This is a genomic window from Roseburia hominis A2-183, assembly GCF_000225345.1.
Classification (GTDB): Bacteria; Bacillota; Clostridia; order Lachnospirales; family Lachnospiraceae; genus Roseburia; species Roseburia hominis.
This window is the reverse complement of the sequence record NC_015977.1, coordinates 2953103-2970905: the sequence shown is the minus strand read 5'-3', so window position 1 is coordinate 2970905 and position 17803 is coordinate 2953103. Positions and strand designations below refer to the sequence as shown.

Annotated in this window: 21 protein-coding genes; all 21 read left to right on the top strand. The window is 55.4% G+C overall.

The annotated features are described in order from the left end of the window. The first annotated feature begins 13 nt into the window (after positions 1 to 13). Complete coding sequence (locus RHOM_RS13300; protein ID WP_014080817.1) at positions 14 to 853, top strand: aldo/keto reductase; 840 nt, start codon at positions 14 to 16, stop codon at positions 851 to 853. A gap of 290 nt (positions 854 to 1143) precedes the next feature. Beyond that, positions 1144 to 2595, top strand: coding sequence for a ParB/RepB/Spo0J family partition protein (locus RHOM_RS13295; protein ID WP_005933648.1), 1452 nt, complete (start codon positions 1144 to 1146; stop codon positions 2593 to 2595). 285 nt (positions 2596 to 2880) lie between these two features. Further along, the gene (locus RHOM_RS13290; RefSeq protein WP_014080816.1) at positions 2881 to 3222 is read left to right on the top strand and encodes a DUF7768 domain-containing protein; all 342 of its coding nucleotides are present in this window, start codon (positions 2881 to 2883) and stop codon (positions 3220 to 3222) included. Beyond that, positions 3222 to 3935 (top strand): antirestriction protein ArdA, encoded by a 714-nt coding sequence (locus RHOM_RS13285; RefSeq protein ID WP_005933645.1) that lies wholly within the window; start codon positions 3222 to 3224, stop codon positions 3933 to 3935. The genes RHOM_RS13290 and RHOM_RS13285 overlap by 1 nt, the downstream gene beginning before the upstream one ends. A 127-nt stretch (positions 3936 to 4062) precedes the next feature. Next, positions 4063 to 4458, top strand: a complete 396-nt coding sequence (locus RHOM_RS13280; protein ID WP_005933643.1) for a PcfB family protein — start codon at positions 4063 to 4065, stop codon at positions 4456 to 4458. Further along, positions 4445 to 6298, top strand: a complete 1854-nt coding sequence (locus RHOM_RS13275; RefSeq protein WP_005933642.1) for a VirD4-like conjugal transfer protein, CD1115 family — start codon at positions 4445 to 4447, stop codon at positions 6296 to 6298. The genes RHOM_RS13280 and RHOM_RS13275 overlap by 14 nt, the downstream gene beginning before the upstream one ends. A gap of 100 nt (positions 6299 to 6398) precedes the next feature. After that, positions 6399 to 6611, top strand: a complete 213-nt coding sequence (locus RHOM_RS13270) for a Maff2 family protein (protein WP_014080814.1) — start codon at positions 6399 to 6401, stop codon at positions 6609 to 6611. Positions 6612 to 6620: 9 nt separating this feature from the next. Next, complete coding sequence (locus RHOM_RS13265; protein ID WP_005933636.1) at positions 6621 to 7487, top strand: VirB6/TrbL-like conjugal transfer protein, CD1112 family; 867 nt, start codon at positions 6621 to 6623, stop codon at positions 7485 to 7487. A gap of 53 nt (positions 7488 to 7540) precedes the next feature. Beyond that, positions 7541 to 8089, top strand: a complete 549-nt coding sequence (locus RHOM_RS13260; RefSeq protein ID WP_005933634.1) for a septation protein SpoVG family protein — start codon at positions 7541 to 7543, stop codon at positions 8087 to 8089. Next, positions 8079 to 8873: a DNA-methyltransferase gene (locus tag RHOM_RS13255; protein WP_005933631.1), complete on the top strand. Its 795-nt coding sequence runs from the start codon at positions 8079 to 8081 to the stop codon at positions 8871 to 8873. The genes RHOM_RS13260 and RHOM_RS13255 overlap by 11 nt, the downstream gene beginning before the upstream one ends. After that, positions 8870 to 9469, top strand: coding sequence for an MT-A70 family methyltransferase (locus RHOM_RS13250; protein ID WP_005933628.1), 600 nt, complete (start codon positions 8870 to 8872; stop codon positions 9467 to 9469). The genes RHOM_RS13255 and RHOM_RS13250 overlap by 4 nt, the downstream gene beginning before the upstream one ends. Continuing rightward, positions 9457 to 9852, top strand: a complete 396-nt coding sequence (locus RHOM_RS13245) for a PrgI family protein (protein ID WP_005933624.1) — start codon at positions 9457 to 9459, stop codon at positions 9850 to 9852. Before RHOM_RS13250 ends, RHOM_RS13245 begins: the two co-directional genes overlap by 13 nt. 13 nt (positions 9853 to 9865) lie before the next feature. Continuing rightward, entirely contained in the window at positions 9866 to 12169 is a 2304-nt protein-coding gene (locus RHOM_RS13240) for a VirB4-like conjugal transfer ATPase, CD1110 family (protein WP_369122137.1), read from the top strand. Continuing rightward, on the top strand, positions 12150 to 13853 hold the full coding sequence (locus RHOM_RS13235) for a C40 family peptidase (protein WP_005933618.1): 1704 nt from the start codon (positions 12150 to 12152) through the stop codon (positions 13851 to 13853). Before RHOM_RS13240 ends, RHOM_RS13235 begins: the two co-directional genes overlap by 20 nt. A gap of 13 nt (positions 13854 to 13866) precedes the next feature. Next, the gene (locus RHOM_RS13230; protein ID WP_005933616.1) at positions 13867 to 14121 is read left to right on the top strand and encodes a DUF4315 family protein; all 255 of its coding nucleotides are present in this window, start codon (positions 13867 to 13869) and stop codon (positions 14119 to 14121) included. 2 nt (positions 14122 to 14123) lie between these two features. Beyond that, positions 14124 to 14864, top strand: coding sequence for a DUF4366 domain-containing protein (locus RHOM_RS13225; protein ID WP_005933614.1), 741 nt, complete (start codon positions 14124 to 14126; stop codon positions 14862 to 14864). Between the two features lie 177 nt (positions 14865 to 15041). Further along, positions 15042 to 15410: a cysteine-rich VLP domain-containing protein gene (locus RHOM_RS13220; protein ID WP_005933611.1), complete on the top strand. Its 369-nt coding sequence runs from the start codon at positions 15042 to 15044 to the stop codon at positions 15408 to 15410. A gap of 162 nt (positions 15411 to 15572) precedes the next feature. Further along, positions 15573 to 16529 carry a hypothetical protein gene (locus RHOM_RS13215; RefSeq protein ID WP_005933609.1) on the top strand — a complete coding sequence of 319 codons (957 nt, stop codon included), beginning with the start codon at positions 15573 to 15575 and terminating at the stop codon, positions 16527 to 16529. A 13-nt stretch (positions 16530 to 16542) separates the two neighbouring features. Beyond that, positions 16543 to 17142, top strand: a complete 600-nt coding sequence (locus RHOM_RS13210; protein ID WP_005933606.1) for a defense against restriction DarA-related protein — start codon at positions 16543 to 16545, stop codon at positions 17140 to 17142. Between the two features lie 10 nt (positions 17143 to 17152). Beyond that, positions 17153 to 17323 carry a DUF4316 domain-containing protein gene (locus tag RHOM_RS17100; protein WP_005933602.1) on the top strand — a complete coding sequence of 57 codons (171 nt, stop codon included), beginning with the start codon at positions 17153 to 17155 and terminating at the stop codon, positions 17321 to 17323. Further along, positions 17320 to 17667, top strand: a complete 348-nt coding sequence (locus tag RHOM_RS13205) for a plasmid mobilization protein (RefSeq protein WP_005933598.1) — start codon at positions 17320 to 17322, stop codon at positions 17665 to 17667. Before RHOM_RS17100 ends, RHOM_RS13205 begins: the two co-directional genes overlap by 4 nt. The last annotated feature ends 136 nt before the right edge of the window (positions 17668 to 17803 follow it).

Below are 17803 nucleotides of genomic sequence, written 5' to 3'. Positions count from 1 at the left end.
GGAGGACGAAACAATGGATTATGTTACATTAAATAATGGTGTAAAAATGCCGCAACTTGGCTATGGAGTTTATCAGACTCCGCCGGAAGAAACAGAGCGCTGCGTACTTGCTGCAATTAAAAACGGATACCGCAGCATTGACACTGCTCAGGCATATGGTAATGAAGAAGGCGTAGGTCAGGCAATTGTAAAATGCAGCCTGCCAAGAGAGGAACTTTTCATTACCACAAAGATCTGGATCAGCAATGCAGGATATGAAAAGGCAAAGGCTTCGATTGAGGAATCCTTGAAGAAACTGAAAACAGACTATGTGGATCTGCTTTTGATTCATCAGCCATTTGGTGATTATTACGGAACATACCGTGCAATGGAGGAAGCCTATAAAGCAGGCAAGGCACGTGCAATCGGTGTTTCAAACTTCTATCCGGACCGTTATATCGACATTGCACATTTCGCAGAAGTTGTTCCAGCGGTAAATCAGGTGGAAACACATGTATTCCAGCAGCAGAAAGTGGCTCGAGAATATCTTGCAAAATATCATACACAGATCATGAGCTGGGGACCATTTGCAGAAGGAAAGAATGATTTCTTCAATACTCCGGCACTGAAAGAAATCGGAGCAAAATATGGAAAGAGTGTAGCTCAGGTGGCACTTCGCTTCCTGCTTCAGAATGGAGTCGTTGTGATTCCAAAATCAACGCACGAAGAAAGAATGCAGGAGAATTTCAATGTATTTGATTTTGTGCTGACAGATGAGGAAATGAAGCAGATTGAAACACTTGATACCGGAAAGAGTTTGTTCTTTTCCCATTATTCACCGGAAACAGTGGAATGGTTTATGAGTATTGTGTAACAAAATAGCTTCATAAAGGCAATAGCGTATTGCGGTTTATGCGACCGGCAATACGCTTTTGCTGTATAATAGGATATGATTGTTTCCTATTAGGAACGCTGTAAATACAAGGCTTTTCGGAGCCTACGAACCACAAAAAATAATATTTGATCTATCACATTACACAAAAAGCCGTCCGGCGTTCAAATCGGGCGGCTTTTTTGCGTGGATAGACCGGAAGGAGGCGGAAAAATAATTACAGAAATTTAACCCGCAAAATTGTGCAACTTTCACGAAAAGGAGGATAGTGAATGGCAGATGAAAAATTGAACACAGGCCCCGGTGAGGAGAAGCTCCCGGAGGCTCCCGCTCCTGTTACGGTTGACGAGCCCCAGGCTCCGGCTCCCGAACAAACTGCCGCTCCCACACCCCAGCAGGAGGGGCCTGCCCAGCCCGAGCCCGGTGATGTGGTGGTGTCCTTTGACAAAATCAATGAGCTGATGAATGAAAAGCGGCAGACAGCCCGGGCCGAGGTAGAAAAAGAGGAGGCGGCAAAAGAGCCGAAGGAGAAAACGCAGGAGGAACCTCCCACCGCTGGGGATGATGAACCTAAAAAGGCCCGTCGGGGCCGTCCCCCAAAAGAGGAAAAAGCGGATCCTGCTGGCAAGGAGGCGGCGAAGCCCCGCAAGGGCCGCCCACCCAAGGCGGATAAGGCGGCCCCCGGCGAGGCCACGCCGACTAAGCGAGACAAATTGTCCCGAAGTGGGAAAAAGGCTGCGGAGGTTAAAGCTGCCCCGGAACCCGAAAAGGCCCCACCCGAAAATGCGGCTCCGGCCCCGGAACAGGCTCCGCCTGAGCCAGCCGCTCCGCCCCGTCCTGTGGAGGAAGGAAAGCTGGTCTATCTGAAGCTTTCCGAAATGCATCCGTTCCACACATTCCGCCCCCACCCGTTTAAGGTGCGGGACGATGCCAAAATGCAGGAAACGGTAGCGTCCATCAAGGCAAACGGCGTAATGGTTCCCGGTCTTGCCCGCCCGGAAAAGGATGGCAAGGGTTATGAAATTGTGGCAGGCCATCGCCGCCATCATGGTTGTGAGCTGGCCGGGCTGGAGGAAATGCCCTTTATCGTCCGGGAAATGACTGACCACGAGGCGGTACAGGCCATGAAGGACAGCAACAAGCAGAGGGATCAGACGCTCCCCAGCGAACTGGCCGCCCTGTTGGAACTGGAAGTGGAGGACATCAAGCACCAGGGCGGGCGGCTGAAAAATGTGGCCGAGGGCGATATTGGAAAACGCTCCGTTGAGATCGTGGGCGAGGCGCACGACATGAACTATAAAAAGGTCATGCGTTATCTGCGGCTGAACTCCCTTGTGCCGGAACTGCTGGACAAGGTGGACGATAAAAAAATGGGCTTTATGCCCGCTGTGGAGATTTCCTATATCCGCCCCAAAAACCAGCGGCTGATCGCTGTTTCCATTGACGGAGAACAGGCATCCCCCTCTCTGGCCCAGGCGAAAAAGCTCCGGGAGCTGGACAAGGACGGGAAACTCAATGGTGATGTCATTGATGGCATCTTATCAGAAAAGAAAAAGGAGGATCGAGGCGTGATTATTTCTACCGCTGAACTGGAAAAGTATTTTGGCAAGGAAGCCACTCCCGCCAAAATGAAGGAGCAGATCATGACTTTGCTGGACGAGTGGAAAGAGAAACAGCCGCCCGAACTGGCGAAGGCTCCGAAAAAGATGGAGCAGGACAAGTAACCACTTCGAGACATTTTGTCCCGAGGGCCCTGCCCTCCGCATCATGGCTCTGGTGGTATATATCCCCCGTCGCCGCCTGTTTTTTCGTACAGCCGGGAGCGGGCTGTCAAGGGTGCATCGCACCGCCGTTTTACGGCGGCCTGCCCTTGACGGTCTGCCCCGGCTGTGCTATTTCCCCGGCAAGCGGCGGGGGTATATCCTCCAGAGCCGCCCCCTTTCCCATGATTGGGAAAGGGCGGGGGGATTGGGTTGAACTTTCTTATTAAAATATCGGAGGTATTGACTATGAAGCGTCCCCTTGCATACATTACCGCCGCATGGTTGAGCGGCGACAGTGAAAACGCAGAACAGGCCGCCCGCTACTGCCGGGCGGTTTATGAGGCAGGCTTTTCCCCAATCTGCCCGCCCCTTTATCTGCCCCTGTTTCTCAATGACGCAGTACCCGAGGAGCATAAAAGCGGCATCGACATGGGCCGTGACCTGCTCCGCCGCTCCCATGTGCTGGTGGTCTGCGGCCACACCATGACCGAGGCCATGAAAAATGATATTGCCGTGGCCCAGCGGCTGGGAATTACCGCCACCACCCTTGAGGGCATCCTGACCGTCAAGGGACAGGGCAAACGCTGATGGAGTCTGTTTTTGAGGCTTTCATTTCAAATCCTGCCCTTTACAGTGCGGGGCATCTGGTGGGGGAAACGCTGCATTTCCCCACCAACACGGAGGAGGTGCAGTCCCTCTTAAAGCGGATCGGCGTGGACGGGGTGCGCTGCCAGGAATACTTTATTATCTCCTTTGACAGCGACATTCTCGGCCTTTATGACTATCTGGGCGAGTATGAAAACATTGACGAGCTCAACCACCTGGCCCATCTGCTGAAGGAGCTCTCCCCATCAGAACGGGAAACGCTGGAGGCGGTTATGGACAGCGACCAGCATTGTGGCTCGGTGCAGGACTTGATCAACCTTACGCAAAATCTGGACTGCTACGACCTGCATCCCGGTGTGGACAATGAGGAAATGCTGGGCCGCCTTTATGTGGAGGATATGGAAAGTCTCGAAGTGCCGGACAATATAAAACCCTACTTTGACTTTGAAGCATACGGGCAGGACATTTCCATCAACGAAAACGGACACTTTGCACCGGGCGGCTATGTGACGAAGGTGAGTGACGATTTCCGGGAGGTCTACCACGGCCCCCAGGACATCCCCGCTGAACACAGGGTTTTTGCTTACCCTCAGCTTTCGATCCGGGAGCAGATGGCCGCTTATCAAGAAATTATTGACGGTTCCTCAAAGGAGGGGTTCCGGCGGCTGGCTGAAAAACACCATGAGGAACGGTAACTGGACTTCGAGACAATTTGTCCCAAGGCGAAAGGAGGCGGTGTAACTGATTGATGAAGAAATTTCCCGGAGCTCCATAGCGATTTCTGTCCGGGCCAGCAAGCTGACAGCCCGGGGGCTGGCCTATGTGCTCCGGGCGGCTGGCCGCCAGATCGCCAAACGGCATAAGAAAGCCCAAAGGCCCCACGGCAGGCAGAGCGTGAAAAAGCTCATGGCCCACGGCGAAAATGTGAACAGCATCGAGGTGGAGGCCCCGAAGCTCTTTGACCGCATGGCCCGCCGTTTCAATGTGGACTATGCTTTTTACAAAACCGGGCCGGACAAATACCTGCTGTTTTTCAAGGCAGGACAGGCGGATGCAATTACCGCCTGTTTTGAGCGGTACTCCCGCAGGCTGTTGGAACAGTCAAAATCCAGCCGCATCCCCATCCGGGAACAACTCAAAAAAGCGGCGGAACAGCTTGTAAAGGAACCGCCCAAAACACAGGAACGGACAAAGGAGGTGGTTCGTGAAGAACGATAGCATCAAAAAATACCTTATTCCCAACATCCCGTATCTGTTTGTCCTGTGGGCCTTTCTCAAGCTGGGGACGGCCTACCGTCTGGCGGCGGGTGCGGATTTTGCTCATAAGCTCATGGGGCTGGGCCAGACCATTGGCCCGGCCTTTGCCGACTTTGCCCCGGGGCTTGCTCCCTTTGACTGGCTCGTTGGCATTGTGGGGGCTGTGGCGTTCCGGGTAATGGTCTATGTGAAAAGTAAAAACGCTAAAAAATTTCGGCGGGATGAGGAGTATGGATCAGCCCGTTGGGGCTGTCCGAAAGATATAGCCCCTTTCGTAGATCCAAAGTTTGAAAACAACATCATTCTGACCGGGACGGAGTTCCTTACCATGAATACCCGTCCGAAAAATCCGGCCAACGCCCGCAACCTCAATGCCTGTGTGATCGGTTCGTCCGGCTCCGGCAAAACCCGGTTCTGGCTTACCCCGCAGATTTTGCAGGCCAGCGCAGACAAAAACGGCGGATGCAGCTATGTGTGTGTCGATCCCAAAGGAGGCGTTCTCGGGCAGGTGGGCCACTTCCTGCAAAAGCGTGGGTATCGGATCAAGGTGTTCAATTCCATTGATTTCACAAAATCCATGCACTATAACCCGCTGGCGTACATCCGCAACGAGGCCGACATCCTTAAATTTGTGGACGCTCTCATTTCCAACACAAAAGGCGAAGGCAAGGAAGGCGATCCATTCTGGACAAAATCGGAAACCCTGCTTTACTGCGCCCTCATCGCCTATATCATTTTTGAGGGCCCCGCCGAGGATCGGAACATGAACACATTGGTTGACATGATTTCCGGGATGGAGGTCAAGGAGGATGACGAGGATTTTATGAACGCCGTGGACTATATGTTTGCGGGCCTGGAAAAACGAAAGCCGGATTGCTTTGCGGTCAAGCAGTATAAAAAGTACAAACTGGCCAGCGGCAAAACAGCAAAGTCGATCCTTATTTCCTGCGGTGCAAGGCTGGCTCCCTTTGACATCCCCCAGCTTAGGGAGGTCATGGCCTATGACGAGCTGGAGCTTGACCGCATCGGGGATCGAAAAACGGCGGTGTTCTTTATCATCTCGGACACTACGCAAACCTATAATTTCCTTGTGGCTCTGGCCTTTTCGCAGATGTTCAATCTGCTGTGCGAGAGGGCCGACAATGTTCACGGAGGCCGCCTGCCCCATCATGTACGGGTGCTGTGGGACGAGGCCGCCAACACAGGGCAGGTTCCCCAGCTTGAAAAGATCGTGGCTGTCATCCGTTCCCGTGAGATCAGCTTAACGCTGTTCTATCAGCAGTTGGCGCAGTGTAAGGCGATTTACGATAAACACGCCGAAACCATTTTGGGAAATATGGACAGCGTGATATTCCTCGGGGGCCGGGAGGCCAGCACCATCAAGGAAATATCCGAGAACTGGCTGGGTAAGGCTACAATCTCCATGCAGACCGACAGCCGCTCCCGTGGCCAGTCGGAAAGCTACAGCCAAAATAACCAGCGGCTGGGCCGGGAGCTGATGACACCCAGCGAACTGGCGACCATGCCCGGGGATAAGTGTATTTTACAGCTTCGGGGCCTGCCCCCGTTCTATTCCCCAAAATACGATTTGAAAAAGCACCCGAACTACCGATATACGGCTGAAGCCGACAAAAAGAAAAACGCCTTTGACCTTGACCGGCTCATTAACCGCCGCAGGCGGCCCGGGCCGGACGAGCTGTGTGAGGTGTATGCCGTGGCTGTGCCGGACGATGGGCTCACAAGCGAGGACGAGGACATCCTCAATTATGATGACATCGACGATCCGGACGCCTTTGCATAAATAGGGCTTTGGGACAAAGTGTCCCGAAGTATGTAACCTGCCGCCAGAAATGGCGGCTTTTTTCATGGCCGGGAATACCCCCCGGAGAAAAGGAGGCTCTATGCAGTTTTTCACTTCCGCTATTGATACTTTGCAGACTCTTGTTGTAGCCCTCGGCGCTGGACTTGGCGTGTGGGGCGTTGTCAATCTGCTGGAGGGCTATGGATCGGACAACCCAGGTTCCAAGAGCCAGGGCATGAAGCAGCTCATGGCTGGCGGCGGCATCATCCTTTTGGGAACCACGCTGATCCCCCTGCTGTCTGGCTTGTTCTAAGGAGGGCTTATGGATTTTCTCACCGACTGGCTCACGAACTGGCTGAAAGAGCTGTTGATCAGCGGTATCATGGGGAACCTCGAAGGGCTTTTTGATACCGTCAATGCCAAAGTCGGAGAGATTGCGGTACAGGTAGGGACTACCCCGGCGGCATGGAACGCCAGGGTTTTCTCCCTCATCCGCCAGCTTTCCGAAACGGTGATCCTGCCGATTGCCGGATTGGTGCTGACCTTTGTTGCCACCTACGAGCTGATACAGATGCTTTTGGAAAAGAACAATATGCACGAGTTTGATGTGGCGAATATCTACAAATGGGTATTCAAAACCGCTTGTGCCATCCTCATTCTTTCCAACACCTTTAATATTGTCATGGCGGTGTTCGATGTGTCGCAGAGCGTGATTGCGGATGCGGCGGGGCTCATCCAAGGCTCCACCGACATTACGCCGGATATGCTGACGGAGCTGGAAATCACGCTGGAGGGCATGGACTTGGGGCCGCTCCTTGGCCTGTGGCTCCAGTCCTCTGTGATCGGGCTGACCATGCAGATCATGGGGATCATCATTTTCGTTCTGGTGTACGGAAGAATGATTGAAATATATTTAATGACCAGTTTAGCACCCCTGCCCGTTGCCACGCTTTCCAACCGGGAGCTGGGCGGCACAGGGCAGAACTACCTAAAATCCCTGTTCGCCGTAGGCTTTCAAGGGATGCTCATACTGGTCTGTGTTGCGATCTATGCGGTGCTTATTCAAGGCATCGCCACAGGCGGCGATCCGATTGGAGCGATATGGGGAACCGTGGGCTATACGGTTCTTCTGTGCTTCATGCTGTTTAAGACAGGCGGCATCGCCCAGCGCATCTTCGGGGCGCATTAAACGGACGGACTTCGGGACAAAGTGTCCCGAGGCCGGGAAAGGAGGAAACAATTTTGAGTAAGGATGTCATATTAACCCCGGAACAGATCGCCGCCGAGGAGCGGCGCTGGCTGTTTGATGCGCCGATTGCGGAGCTGGCCGAGGTAAAAGGCGTGACGGTGGACGAGGCAGTTAAGCTGCGGACGGACGCAATTTTGCAGGAGGCCGCTGTTCCCATCGAAGTTACGGTTCGCCCGATTGAGCCCCAAGGCAAGCTCATCGGCTTTGCCAGCGTCAACTATGGCGGTGTAGTGATCGACGATTTCAAGGTGGTGGATGGCAAGAACGGGATTTTCCTCGGGGCTCCCAGCAAACCCGATCCCACCAGCAGGACGGGCTACCGCTCCACGGTGCGGATCAATGACCGGGCCACCCAGGAGCGGCTCAATGCGGCGGGAGCCCAGGCGTACCATTCAGCGGTGGAAAAGCTCATCGCCCGGGCCGAGGCAGTCCGCCCCACCCCGATCAAGGAGCAGATGGCACAGGCCGCAAGGGAGGCTGGGAAGGAAAATGCCGCCCGAACCGCCCCGGCAAAGAAAAAGGAGGCCCGGAATGACAGGTGATGTGACCTCGAGACAAATTGTCCCGAAGTCTCCAGCCTGCCCGGAGGGGCTGTTTTTGATGGACGGGATTGAAGGGCTGCGCTCTTTGCCGAAGCACTCGGTTGATATGCTCCTTACCGATCCACCCTATGGCACTACCCGGAATTTTTGGGATGTGCCGCTCCCGCTCCCGGAGCTGTGGGAGGCGGTCAAGTGGGCTGTCAAACCGGATGGCGCAGTGCTGTTTTTCGCACAATGCCCCTATGATAAGGTGCTGGGGGCATCCAACCTCTCTATGCTCCGCTATGAATGGGTGTGGTACAAAAGCAGGTGTACTGGCTTTCTCAATGCAAGGCGGGCTCCCCTAAAGCGGACGGAAAACATTCTGGTGTTTTATCAAAAATTGCCCTATTACGATCCGCAGTTTGAACAGGGCAAGCCCTATAAGAAAATTTCCCGGACAGGGGACAACAGCCCCAACTATGGAAAATTCCTGCGTTCCAGCAGCGGATCAGAGGATGGCCTTCGTTTTCCCGGAAACCTGCTGGCCTTTTCTTCCGTACAGCGTACCGTCCACCCAACGCAGAAACCCGTGGAGCTGTGCGAGTATCTCATCAGAACCTATACCCGGCCCGGGGAGGTAGTGGCAGACATCTGCGCTGGCTCCGGCACGACTGCTGTGGCTGCCGTCAATACGGGCCGCCGCTTTGTATGCTTTGAAACCGCCCCGGCCTTTTACGCCCCAGCTACAGAACGCATCCGGCTGGCTACTGAGGCGGTCAAAGCCGGGCAGAAAGGAGTATGACTATCGGAAACTATTCTATCATTTACGCCGATCCCCCTTGGCAGTACCAGCGCAATAAAGTACAGGGGGCGGCAGAAAACCATTATCCCACAATGGGGATTGACGATCTGTGTGCGCTCCCGGTGGCTGATCTGGCCGCCCCGGACAGTGCACTTTTTTTGTGGGCGACTTTCCCCCAGCTCCCGGAGGCCCTGCGGCTCATAGAGGCGTGGGGCTTCCGCTATAAGTCTGTGGCCTTTGTCTGGCTGAAAAAGAATAAAAAGGCGGACAGTTGGTTTTATGGCCTTGGCTTCTGGACGAGGGGAAATGCAGAAATCTGCCTGCTAGCTACCAAGGGCCATCCCAAACGGCAGGCGGCAAATATCCATCAGTTTATCATTTCCCCGATTGAAGCCCACAGCAAAAAGCCGGACGAGGCCCGGGAAAAGATCGTGGCCCTTATGGGCGACCTGCCCCGGGTGGAGCTCTTTGCCAGACAGTCCCCGCCCGGCTGGGAGGTGTGGGGAAATGAAGTGAAAAGCACGATCCCGGACTTTGGGACAAAGTGTCCCGAGGTTAAAGGGGCCGGAAAGGAGGCTGATCCATGCCCTATGTGAATGTACCCAACGACCTGTCAAAAGTAAAAACCAAAATGGCCCTAAACCTTACCAAGCGCCAGCTCATCTGTTTTAGCTGTGCGGCGGCGGTAGGCATCCCGTCCTATCTGCTGGCCCGGGGCTCTATCGGCAATACCGGGGCCATGTTCCTTATGCTGGCCGTGATGCTCCCGGCGTTTCTTCTGGCCATGTATGAAAAAGACGGGCTCCCGGCGGAAAAGGTGCTGAAAAACATCATACGGGCCCGGTTTCTGCGGTCCGGAGTCAGGCCCTATCAGACACAAAACATTTACGCCCCCTTTGCCGAACGGGGCGCTGTGAGAAAGGAGGATGTGATTGCGAAAGGCAAATCCAACCAGCGGAAGAAAAACCGCAAAGGCTAAAAACCGGGCGGCCCTGTCCGCCCAGCAGACGATCCCCTATGTGGCGATGCATCCGGACGGGGTATGCAAGCTCCCCGGCGGGCTCTACACAAAGACCGTGGAATATGAGGACATCAATTATTCCGTGGCATCCACTGAGGATCAGACTGCAATCTTTGGCGGTTGGAGCTCATTTCTCAACTACTTTGACAGCTCCCTGCCGTTCCAGCTTTCCTTTATCAACCGCCGCTCCCACTCCCGGAGCCGCTATAAGGTAAACATTCCCCAGGCGGATGATGATTTTAACAGCGTCCGGGAGGAATTTACCGGGATGCTGAAAAACCAGATCGCCCGGTCTAACAACGGGATTGAACGCTCCAAGTACATTACTTTCGGCATCCCAGCCGGAGGGATCGTGGAGGCCCGGCCCCGTCTGGAGCGTGTGGAAGCCGATGTGATGGGCAACTTTAAGCGGCTGGGTGTTCCCTGTGAACCGATGGACGGACGGGCAAGGCTGGCCCTGCTTCACAGCCAGATGCATCCGGGCAACCGGGAACCGTTCCGCTTTTCATGGAAGGACATCCCGCAGACGGGGCTTGGCACCAAGGACTATATCGCCCCGGACAGCTTTGACTTCCGGCACTCCCGCCTGTTCCGGGTGGGCCAGTATTGGGGCGCTGTTTCCTACTTGCAGATTTTGGCGTCTGAGCTCTCGGATAAACTGCTGGCAGAAATGCTGGAGCTGGATGCGGAAATGACCGTAACCCTCCATATCCAGACGGTGGATCAGCTAAAGGCCATCAAAACCATCAAGGGAAAAATCTCCGACATCGGGAAAATGAAGGTGGAGGAACAGCGGAAGGCTGTCCGGGCCGGGTATGATCCCGACATTCTCCCGCCCGACCTCATTACCTTTTCCAAGGATGCGGCGGAGCTCCTTGCCGACCTCCAGTCCCGCAACGAAAGGATGTTCCTTTTGACTTTTACGGTAGTCAATATGGCCCCTACCCGCCAGCGGCTGGAAAATGATGTGTTTACCGTGGGCGGCATCGCACAGAAATACAACTGCGCCCTCAAGCGGCTGGACTGGCAACAGGAGCAGGGCTTTGTGTCCTCGCTGGCCCTCGGCTACAACGAAGTGGAGATCCAGCGTGGTATGACAACCAGCTCCACAGCAATTTTTATCCCCTTTATGACAAGGGAGCTGCGGATGGACGGGCAGGCCCTCTACTATGGCATGAACGCCCTTTCCCACAATGTCATTATGGCTGACCGCAAAAAGCTGAAGTCGGCCAACGGAATGTACCTCGGCTCTACAGGCTCGGGAAAATCCTTTGCGGCAAAGCGGGAACTGCTCAATGTCTTTCTGACCATCCCCCAGGATCGGATTATCATTGTCGATCCGATGGGCGAATATGCCCCGCTGGTTCGCAGGCTGGGCGGACAGGTGATCGAGATTGCCCCGGACAGCCACCACCACCTAAACCCGATGGATGTGGAGCTTAACATGGCCGCCGGGGAGAGCCCTCTTTCCATGAAGGCAGATTTCCTGCTTTCCCTGTGCGAGCTGGTGGTAGGCGGAAAGGAAGGCTTACAGCCCATCGAAAAGACAGTTGTTGACCGCTGTGTGCGGCTGGTGTACCGGGAACAGGCCCTTGGGCTTGATACGGGAAAAACCCCGCTTTTGCAGGACTTGTACGAGGAGCTCTTGAAACAGCCGGAGCCCGAGGCCCGGCGTGTGGCAACCGCCCTTGAGCTCTACTGCACCGGCTCCCTCAACCTGTTTAACCATCCCACGAATGTGAAAACCGACAGCCGGGTGGTGTGTATCGTGCTGAAAAACATGGGAGAAAACCTCCGCAAGATCGCCATGCACATCACAAATGAATTTGTGTCCCAGGCGGTAGATACCAACTTCCGGGAGGGCGTGGCGACATGGTGCTACTTCGATGAGTTCCATGTCCTGCTCCGTGATCCGCTGACCGCCAGCTATTTTGTGGCGGTGTGGAAAATGCTGAGAAAGAAAGGCTGCGTTCCCAGCGCCCTCACGCAGAATGTAAAAGACCTTCTGGCCAGCCGGGAGATTGAGAACATTCTGGATAACACCGATTTTATGATTTTGCTCTCGCAAGCTCAGAGCGACCGGGCGATTTTGGCAAGACAGCTCGGTATTTCCGAGCATCAGCTTTCCTACATTACCCACTCTAATTCCGGCGAGGGCCTGCTGTTTTACGGGAATGTGACCATCCCGTTTGTGGATCGGTTCCCGAAGGGGGAAATCTATGACCTCTTAACCACCCGACCGGAGGATATGAAGAATGAAGCGAAAACCGAATAAACCACGCCCGGAGTCCCAAACGCATACGGAACCCGGAGGCGGAGCTGCCGAGCCCGGTGGCCCTGCTTTTGGGGCTGGCTCTGAACAGGCGCCCGGGGCGGCTGGCACTTCGGGACAAAGTGTCCCAAAGTCAAAATTTCGGCAGAAAAGCCAGCAGGAACAGGCGGCGGCATCCAAGCTCCGCATGGAAAAGCGGGGCGAAAAACGGGAAGCCGCCCGGGAAAAGCTGGCAAAGCAGAAGCCGCCCAAACAAAAAGGCCCGATCCGTAAGGCGGCGGGGGCCGCCGGATGGGGCGTTCACGGCTTTGTGCATGGCAAGCTCTACGAGGTGGAGCAGGAAAATGTAGGAACGGAAGGGGCCCACCGTTCGGAACTTGCCGGGGAGGTTATCCTGCGGCATGGCTCCCGGTTTGTAAAGCGCAAAGTCCGGGAGCATCCGGCAAGGGCGGCCAGCCGGGCCGAGGCCAGGTATCAGAAAGCAGCGGCGGATTATCATTTCCACACCGCCGCACAGGAGCACCCGGAGCTTTCCCAAAACTATTTTACCCGGTACTGGCAGAAACAGCGGCTTAGAAGGCAATACCAGAAGCGGGCGAAGGAGGCCGCAAAACAGGGAGCCAAAGCCGCCGGGAAAACAGCCGCCGCCACGGAAAAGCTGACAGCCCGGGCCGCCGGGTTTGTGAAGCGCCATCCAGTCGGATGCCTGCTGGCTCTGGCCTGTGTCCTTGTGATCGTCCTGCTCCAGTCCTGTTCGTCCTCGCTGGTGTCCATCGGCAACGCCGGAGCCGGGGCGCTGGGGGCCACCACTTACCCCTCTGAGGATGAGGCGATTTTAGGGGCGGAGGCGGCTTATGCCGGGCTGGAGGCAGAACTGCAAACCTACCTTGATACCTACGAAAGCACCCACGATTATGACGAGTACCACTTCGATCTGGACGAGATCGAACACGATCCCTATGTGCTCATTTCCCTGCTGTCGGCGCTCCATGAGGGGGAATGGACGCTTTCACAGGTGGAGGGCTCCCTGCAAATGCTCTTTGACCGCCAGTATATTCTGACGGAGCGTGTGGAGGTGGAGACACGCTACGACAGCGACGATGAACCCTATTCGTGGTACATCTGCTATGTGACGCTGGAAAACAAAAACCTGTCCCACCTGCCTGTTTCCCTGTTGAGCGAAGAACAGATGTCCCGGTACTCCATCTATATGTCCACCCTCGGCAACCGTCCCGACCTGTTTCCCGACTCCCCCTATGTAGACAAATACATTACCAACCCGCCGGAGGGCTATGAGGTTCCGGGGGAATATCTGGACGATGAAACATTCGCCGCTATTTTCTCGGAGGCAGAGAAATACATCGGCTATCCCTATGTGTGGGGCGGCTCCAGCCCGTCTACATCCTTTGACTGCTCCGGCTATGTGTCATGGGTGATCAATCACTCCGGCTGGAATGTGGGTCGTCTTGGGGCGCAGGGGCTTTACAACATCTGCACTCCGACCAGCTCCCCAAGGCCCGGCAACCTTGTGTTTTTCAAGGGAACCTATGATACCCCGGGCGTGAGCCACTGTGGGATTTATGTAGGCGATGGGCGGATGCTCCACTGCGGAGATCCCATCGGATACGCAAACTTAAATACAAGCTACTGGCAGTCTCATTTTTACGCCTACGGGCGTTTACCATGATTGGAGGTCATTTATGGCAACAGCAAAAAGCATGAAAATCCAAGCCGAGATTGATAAGGTCAAGGCCAAAATCAGCGAACAGCAGGCCCGGCTCAGGGAGCTGGAGCAGAAAAAGCTGGAGGCGGAAAACAGCGAGATCGTGGACATCGTGCGTGGCATGAGCATCCCCCTTGCGGAACTGCCCCTGCTGTTTGAAAAGCTGAAAGGCGGCGGGGCTTTGGGACAAAGTGTCCCGAAGTCCGAGGATGAGGAAAAGGAGGAAAACTGAATATGAAACGGTTTCGAGTTTTGACAGCGGTGCTTTGTGCCGCTGTTTTGTTATGCGGCTTTAGCGTTCCCGCCTATGCCTACGCAGGCGGCGAGGGCGAGGACTACGGCGATCCCACAATGGAAACCCCGGCCCCGGAGCCGACTATTACGCCGGGCGAGGGCTTTTCCGAGGAGGGAAACCTTGTAACCCGTGATCTGCTCTATGACGAGCACACCAACAAGCAGTTTATTACCGTACAGACCAGCGGCGGCAATACCTTTTACATTGTCATTGATTATGACAAGCCTGTGGACGAGGAAGGTGAACAGTATGAAACCTACTTTTTCAGCGTTGTGGATGAGGGGGATCTGCTGGCCGCAGCCGAGGCCGCTGGCGTGGAACAGGCGGTCTGCTCCTGTCCGGAGAAATGTGCGGCGGGGACTGTGAATACAGACTGCCCGGTGTGCTCCGTCAATCTGGCAAAATGCGTAGGCGCAGAGCCGGAGCCCGAGCCTGCCCCAGAGCCGGAGCCGGAACCCGAGAAGCCGGGCAACGCCGGGATGATCCTTTTGGTGCTGGCTGTCATGGGCATCGGCGGCGGGGCCGCATGGTATTTCAAGATTTACTGTCCGAAACACCAGCAAGCTGACCAGCCCGAGGAGGACGATGGCGGGGAGTACCCGGACTATGACGAGTTTGAAGATGACGGCCCCCCGTGGGACGAGGAGGACGAAACCGAAGAAAAGGAGGAAATCAGATGAATTTTACCAACAGTCCCTTTGAACGAATGATGAAAGAAAAACCCCGTCCCCAGGCTCCCGCTGAGAACAGGCCGCCCAGGGGCTCCGCCTGTTATGGCTGCTGTTACTGGCGGGGGATCGCCTGTGTGTCCTGCTACAAGGAGCTTTTGAAGGCCGGGGCTGGCGGGAGGTGATGGATTGTCCCGTGAACTGACACGCAAGGAAAAGACAGCGATCCGCTCTCTTGTGGTAACATGGTGCGCTAACTATGACCGGGAATACGGATGCCTGCCGCTGGATAGCGATTGCTATATGCTGGGTAAATGCTGGACGGGATCATACTGCCGCTATTTCCGGGAGTCCGTCCTGCCCCTTGATCCGGCGCTGGAAGTGGCCCTTATGAGCGAGGGCCCAAGGCCGGATTTTAAGATATGCCCGGTATGCGGCGGGCCTGTTCCCCCGGACAGGCGGCAGGCGTACTGCTCGGCGGCCTGTGCAAAGAAAGCCCACCGCCGCCAGCAACGGGAATATATGCGGAAAAAGCGGGGTGCATCCGTTGACAATTAGGGCCTGTAAAACCCGCTTATAGCAAGGCTTTCCGGGGCCATTTCGTTGGCCTGCCGTATCATTCTACGGTCTGGCCCCGTTTGCCCCGATGCTGTCAACATCCATACAGCGGGACTTTGGGACACTTTGTCCCGAAGTACCCGCTTTCTGAGAGGAGGAATTATGCCGAAATATTACCCCATCAATGAGGAGGCCGCCCGGCGTGCCAAAAACGCCAACAGCTTTTCCGACTATGTTCCCGGCTCCGCCACCGCCGCTTACCGTGAAATGGTGGATCGGGCCTATACCCTCGGGAAACAGCAGAAAGGGCGTGTCGATCCCATGTACCACGAAAAGATTGACGGGCTCATAGACCGCTATGCCCGCAAGCTGGCGGAGAACATCAACCAGTGCAATCTCATAGATGCCCGTGTACCCTCGATCCTCATCGCCGGAGGCTCCAACTTCCCGGTGCGGAAAAAGGAAAAGCAGAACGCCGCCCGGGATAAGAATATGGGCGAATATATGCAGATCGAGGGCCTGCTGGATAAGGTGCGCTCAACAGGTATGGGCGGGATCAGCGCAGACGATGACCGGGCCGTGGAAAAGCTGGAGGCGAAGCTGGCAGGGCTGGAGGCCATGCAGGAGGAAATGAAAACCGTCAATGCCTACTACCGCAAGCATAAAACGCTGGAGGGCTGTCCCGTCCTGTCCGCCGAGGAAATTGGAAAGTTCCAGTCCTCTATGGCATCCGACTGGCGCAAAAATCCCGTACCCTATCCGTCCTATCTGCTTACCAACAACAACGCCAACATCCGCCGCACACGCCAGCGCATTGAGGATTTGAAAAGCCAGTCGGAATATGCGGGCTGGGCCTTTCCCGGGGGACGGGCGGAAATCAACGAAGGAGAAAACCGCTTGCAGCTCTTTTTTGAGGAAAAGCCATCGGAGGAACAGCGGCGGGAACTGAAAAGCAACGGTTTTAAGTGGGCTCCCAGCCAGGGAGCATGGCAGAGACAGCTTACGAAAAATGCCATATATGCGGCGGGCCGGATGGAATTTTTGCGCCCGGAGGATGGGCAGAGCCCTTACCAGCTCCAGCCCTTTGCCCGGAAAACGGAAAAGGATATGACACGATGAAGGAGGTGTATTTGTGGACAAAAATCAAGGCTATTCCATTTTGAAGGCTGTGATGCTGGAAAATGGCAGGGGCTTTGCGCTGGGGCATCATCCCACAGCTCCATCCCCCTATGTCACATGGGCCTGTTACGATGATAAGAACGGCCAGCGGCAGTATGAATGGGGACATTACGGCAACGATCTGGCCGCTATGGAACAGGATTTTTCAGACCGGGTAAAGGACTATCAGCGGCTTTACTATGTGGGGATCGTGCAGACCGAGGCCCCCGGCCTTTACAAATATTACTCTACCCAGCGGCCTGTGGACATCGGGACATTCCCCAAACCGCCCCACAATGCCCCGGATGAGATCGTCAACTATGACCGCCGCATCCCGGTGGAGGGCGGCGCATTTCTGGCATGGGGGCATCTGACTTATACAAGACCGCTGACCGAAAAGGAGGCGTCTGACTATGAGCTCCGTCCTGCCTCCGTCATTTCTGAATTATCCCGAAAAAACGATGACAGGCCCCTCTCGATTGCCCAGCAGATGAAAGAGGCCGGAGCTCTGGCCGAAGCCAGCCAGGGCGATCCCATCCATAAGAAAAAGGCCCCCGACCGGGGCGACCGATAGGAGGATTTGTATGGAAGAAAGATATAACCCGATGAAAAGTGCGGAGATCGCCACCGAGCACAATTACAATATGCTGGACGGTGTTCTCAATAACCAGGCCCCACCCCCGGAGGAAAAGGAGCTGGATAAGGTTAAGGAACCGCCCCACAAGCGCCGGAGCCGGGAACGGGAGGAACGATGACAAAGAAACGCCGCCGCCCGATCCATCTCCATGTGATGGTGTCCGAGGAGGAGCAGGCCCTTATTCAACAACGCATGGCCGAGTCGGGCATCCGCAATATGGGGGCCTATATGCGGAAAATGGCCCTCAATGGCTATGTGCTCCATGTTGACCTCTCGCCCGTCCGGGAGTTGGTATCGCTCCAGCGGCGGTGCTCAAACAACCTCAATCAAGTGGCGATCCAGGCCAACACCTACGGCGGGATTTACCCCGAGGAGATCGCCGCTTTGCAACGGGACTATGCCGCCCTGTGGGGGCCGCTGTTCGATCTGCTGAAAAAGCTCTCCGCATTGGTGGAGCTCTGATCCTGCCGGGGAGTGGCGTATGCCGCTCCCCGGTTTTCACTACTTCGGGACAATTTGTCCCGAGGTGCTGAAAGCCGGAGGCATCCTTGTTGTCCCTCCCGGACAGAGGTATAATTATCATGTAAGGAACCATAAA

Excerpts from the sequence above, each read along its gene's own strand:
- RHOM_RS13300 (WP_014080817.1), top strand. The coding sequence starts at position 14 with ATGGATTATGTTACATTAAATAATGGTGTAAAAATGCCGCAACTTGGC.
- RHOM_RS13295 (WP_005933648.1), top strand. The coding sequence starts at position 1,144 with ATGGCAGATGAAAAATTGAACACAGGCCCCGGTGAGGAGAAGCTCCCG.
- RHOM_RS13290 (WP_014080816.1), top strand. The coding sequence starts at position 2,881 with ATGAAGCGTCCCCTTGCATACATTACCGCCGCATGGTTGAGCGGCGAC.
- RHOM_RS13285 (WP_005933645.1), top strand. The coding sequence starts at position 3,222 with ATGGAGTCTGTTTTTGAGGCTTTCATTTCAAATCCTGCCCTTTACAGT.
- RHOM_RS13270 (WP_014080814.1), top strand. The coding sequence starts at position 6,399 with ATGCAGTTTTTCACTTCCGCTATTGATACTTTGCAGACTCTTGTTGTA.
- RHOM_RS13265 (WP_005933636.1), top strand. The coding sequence starts at position 6,621 with ATGGATTTTCTCACCGACTGGCTCACGAACTGGCTGAAAGAGCTGTTG.
- RHOM_RS13255 (WP_005933631.1), top strand. The coding sequence starts at position 8,079 with ATGACAGGTGATGTGACCTCGAGACAAATTGTCCCGAAGTCTCCAGCC.
- RHOM_RS13250 (WP_005933628.1), top strand. The coding sequence starts at position 8,870 with ATGACTATCGGAAACTATTCTATCATTTACGCCGATCCCCCTTGGCAG.
- RHOM_RS13245 (WP_005933624.1), top strand. The coding sequence starts at position 9,457 with ATGCCCTATGTGAATGTACCCAACGACCTGTCAAAAGTAAAAACCAAA.
- RHOM_RS13235 (WP_005933618.1), top strand. The coding sequence starts at position 12,150 with ATGAAGCGAAAACCGAATAAACCACGCCCGGAGTCCCAAACGCATACG.
- RHOM_RS13230 (WP_005933616.1), top strand. The coding sequence starts at position 13,867 with ATGGCAACAGCAAAAAGCATGAAAATCCAAGCCGAGATTGATAAGGTC.
- RHOM_RS13225 (WP_005933614.1), top strand. The coding sequence starts at position 14,124 with ATGAAACGGTTTCGAGTTTTGACAGCGGTGCTTTGTGCCGCTGTTTTG.
- RHOM_RS13215 (WP_005933609.1), top strand. The coding sequence starts at position 15,573 with ATGCCGAAATATTACCCCATCAATGAGGAGGCCGCCCGGCGTGCCAAA.
- RHOM_RS17100 (WP_005933602.1), top strand. The coding sequence starts at position 17,153 with ATGGAAGAAAGATATAACCCGATGAAAAGTGCGGAGATCGCCACCGAG.
- RHOM_RS13205 (WP_005933598.1), top strand. The coding sequence starts at position 17,320 with ATGACAAAGAAACGCCGCCGCCCGATCCATCTCCATGTGATGGTGTCC.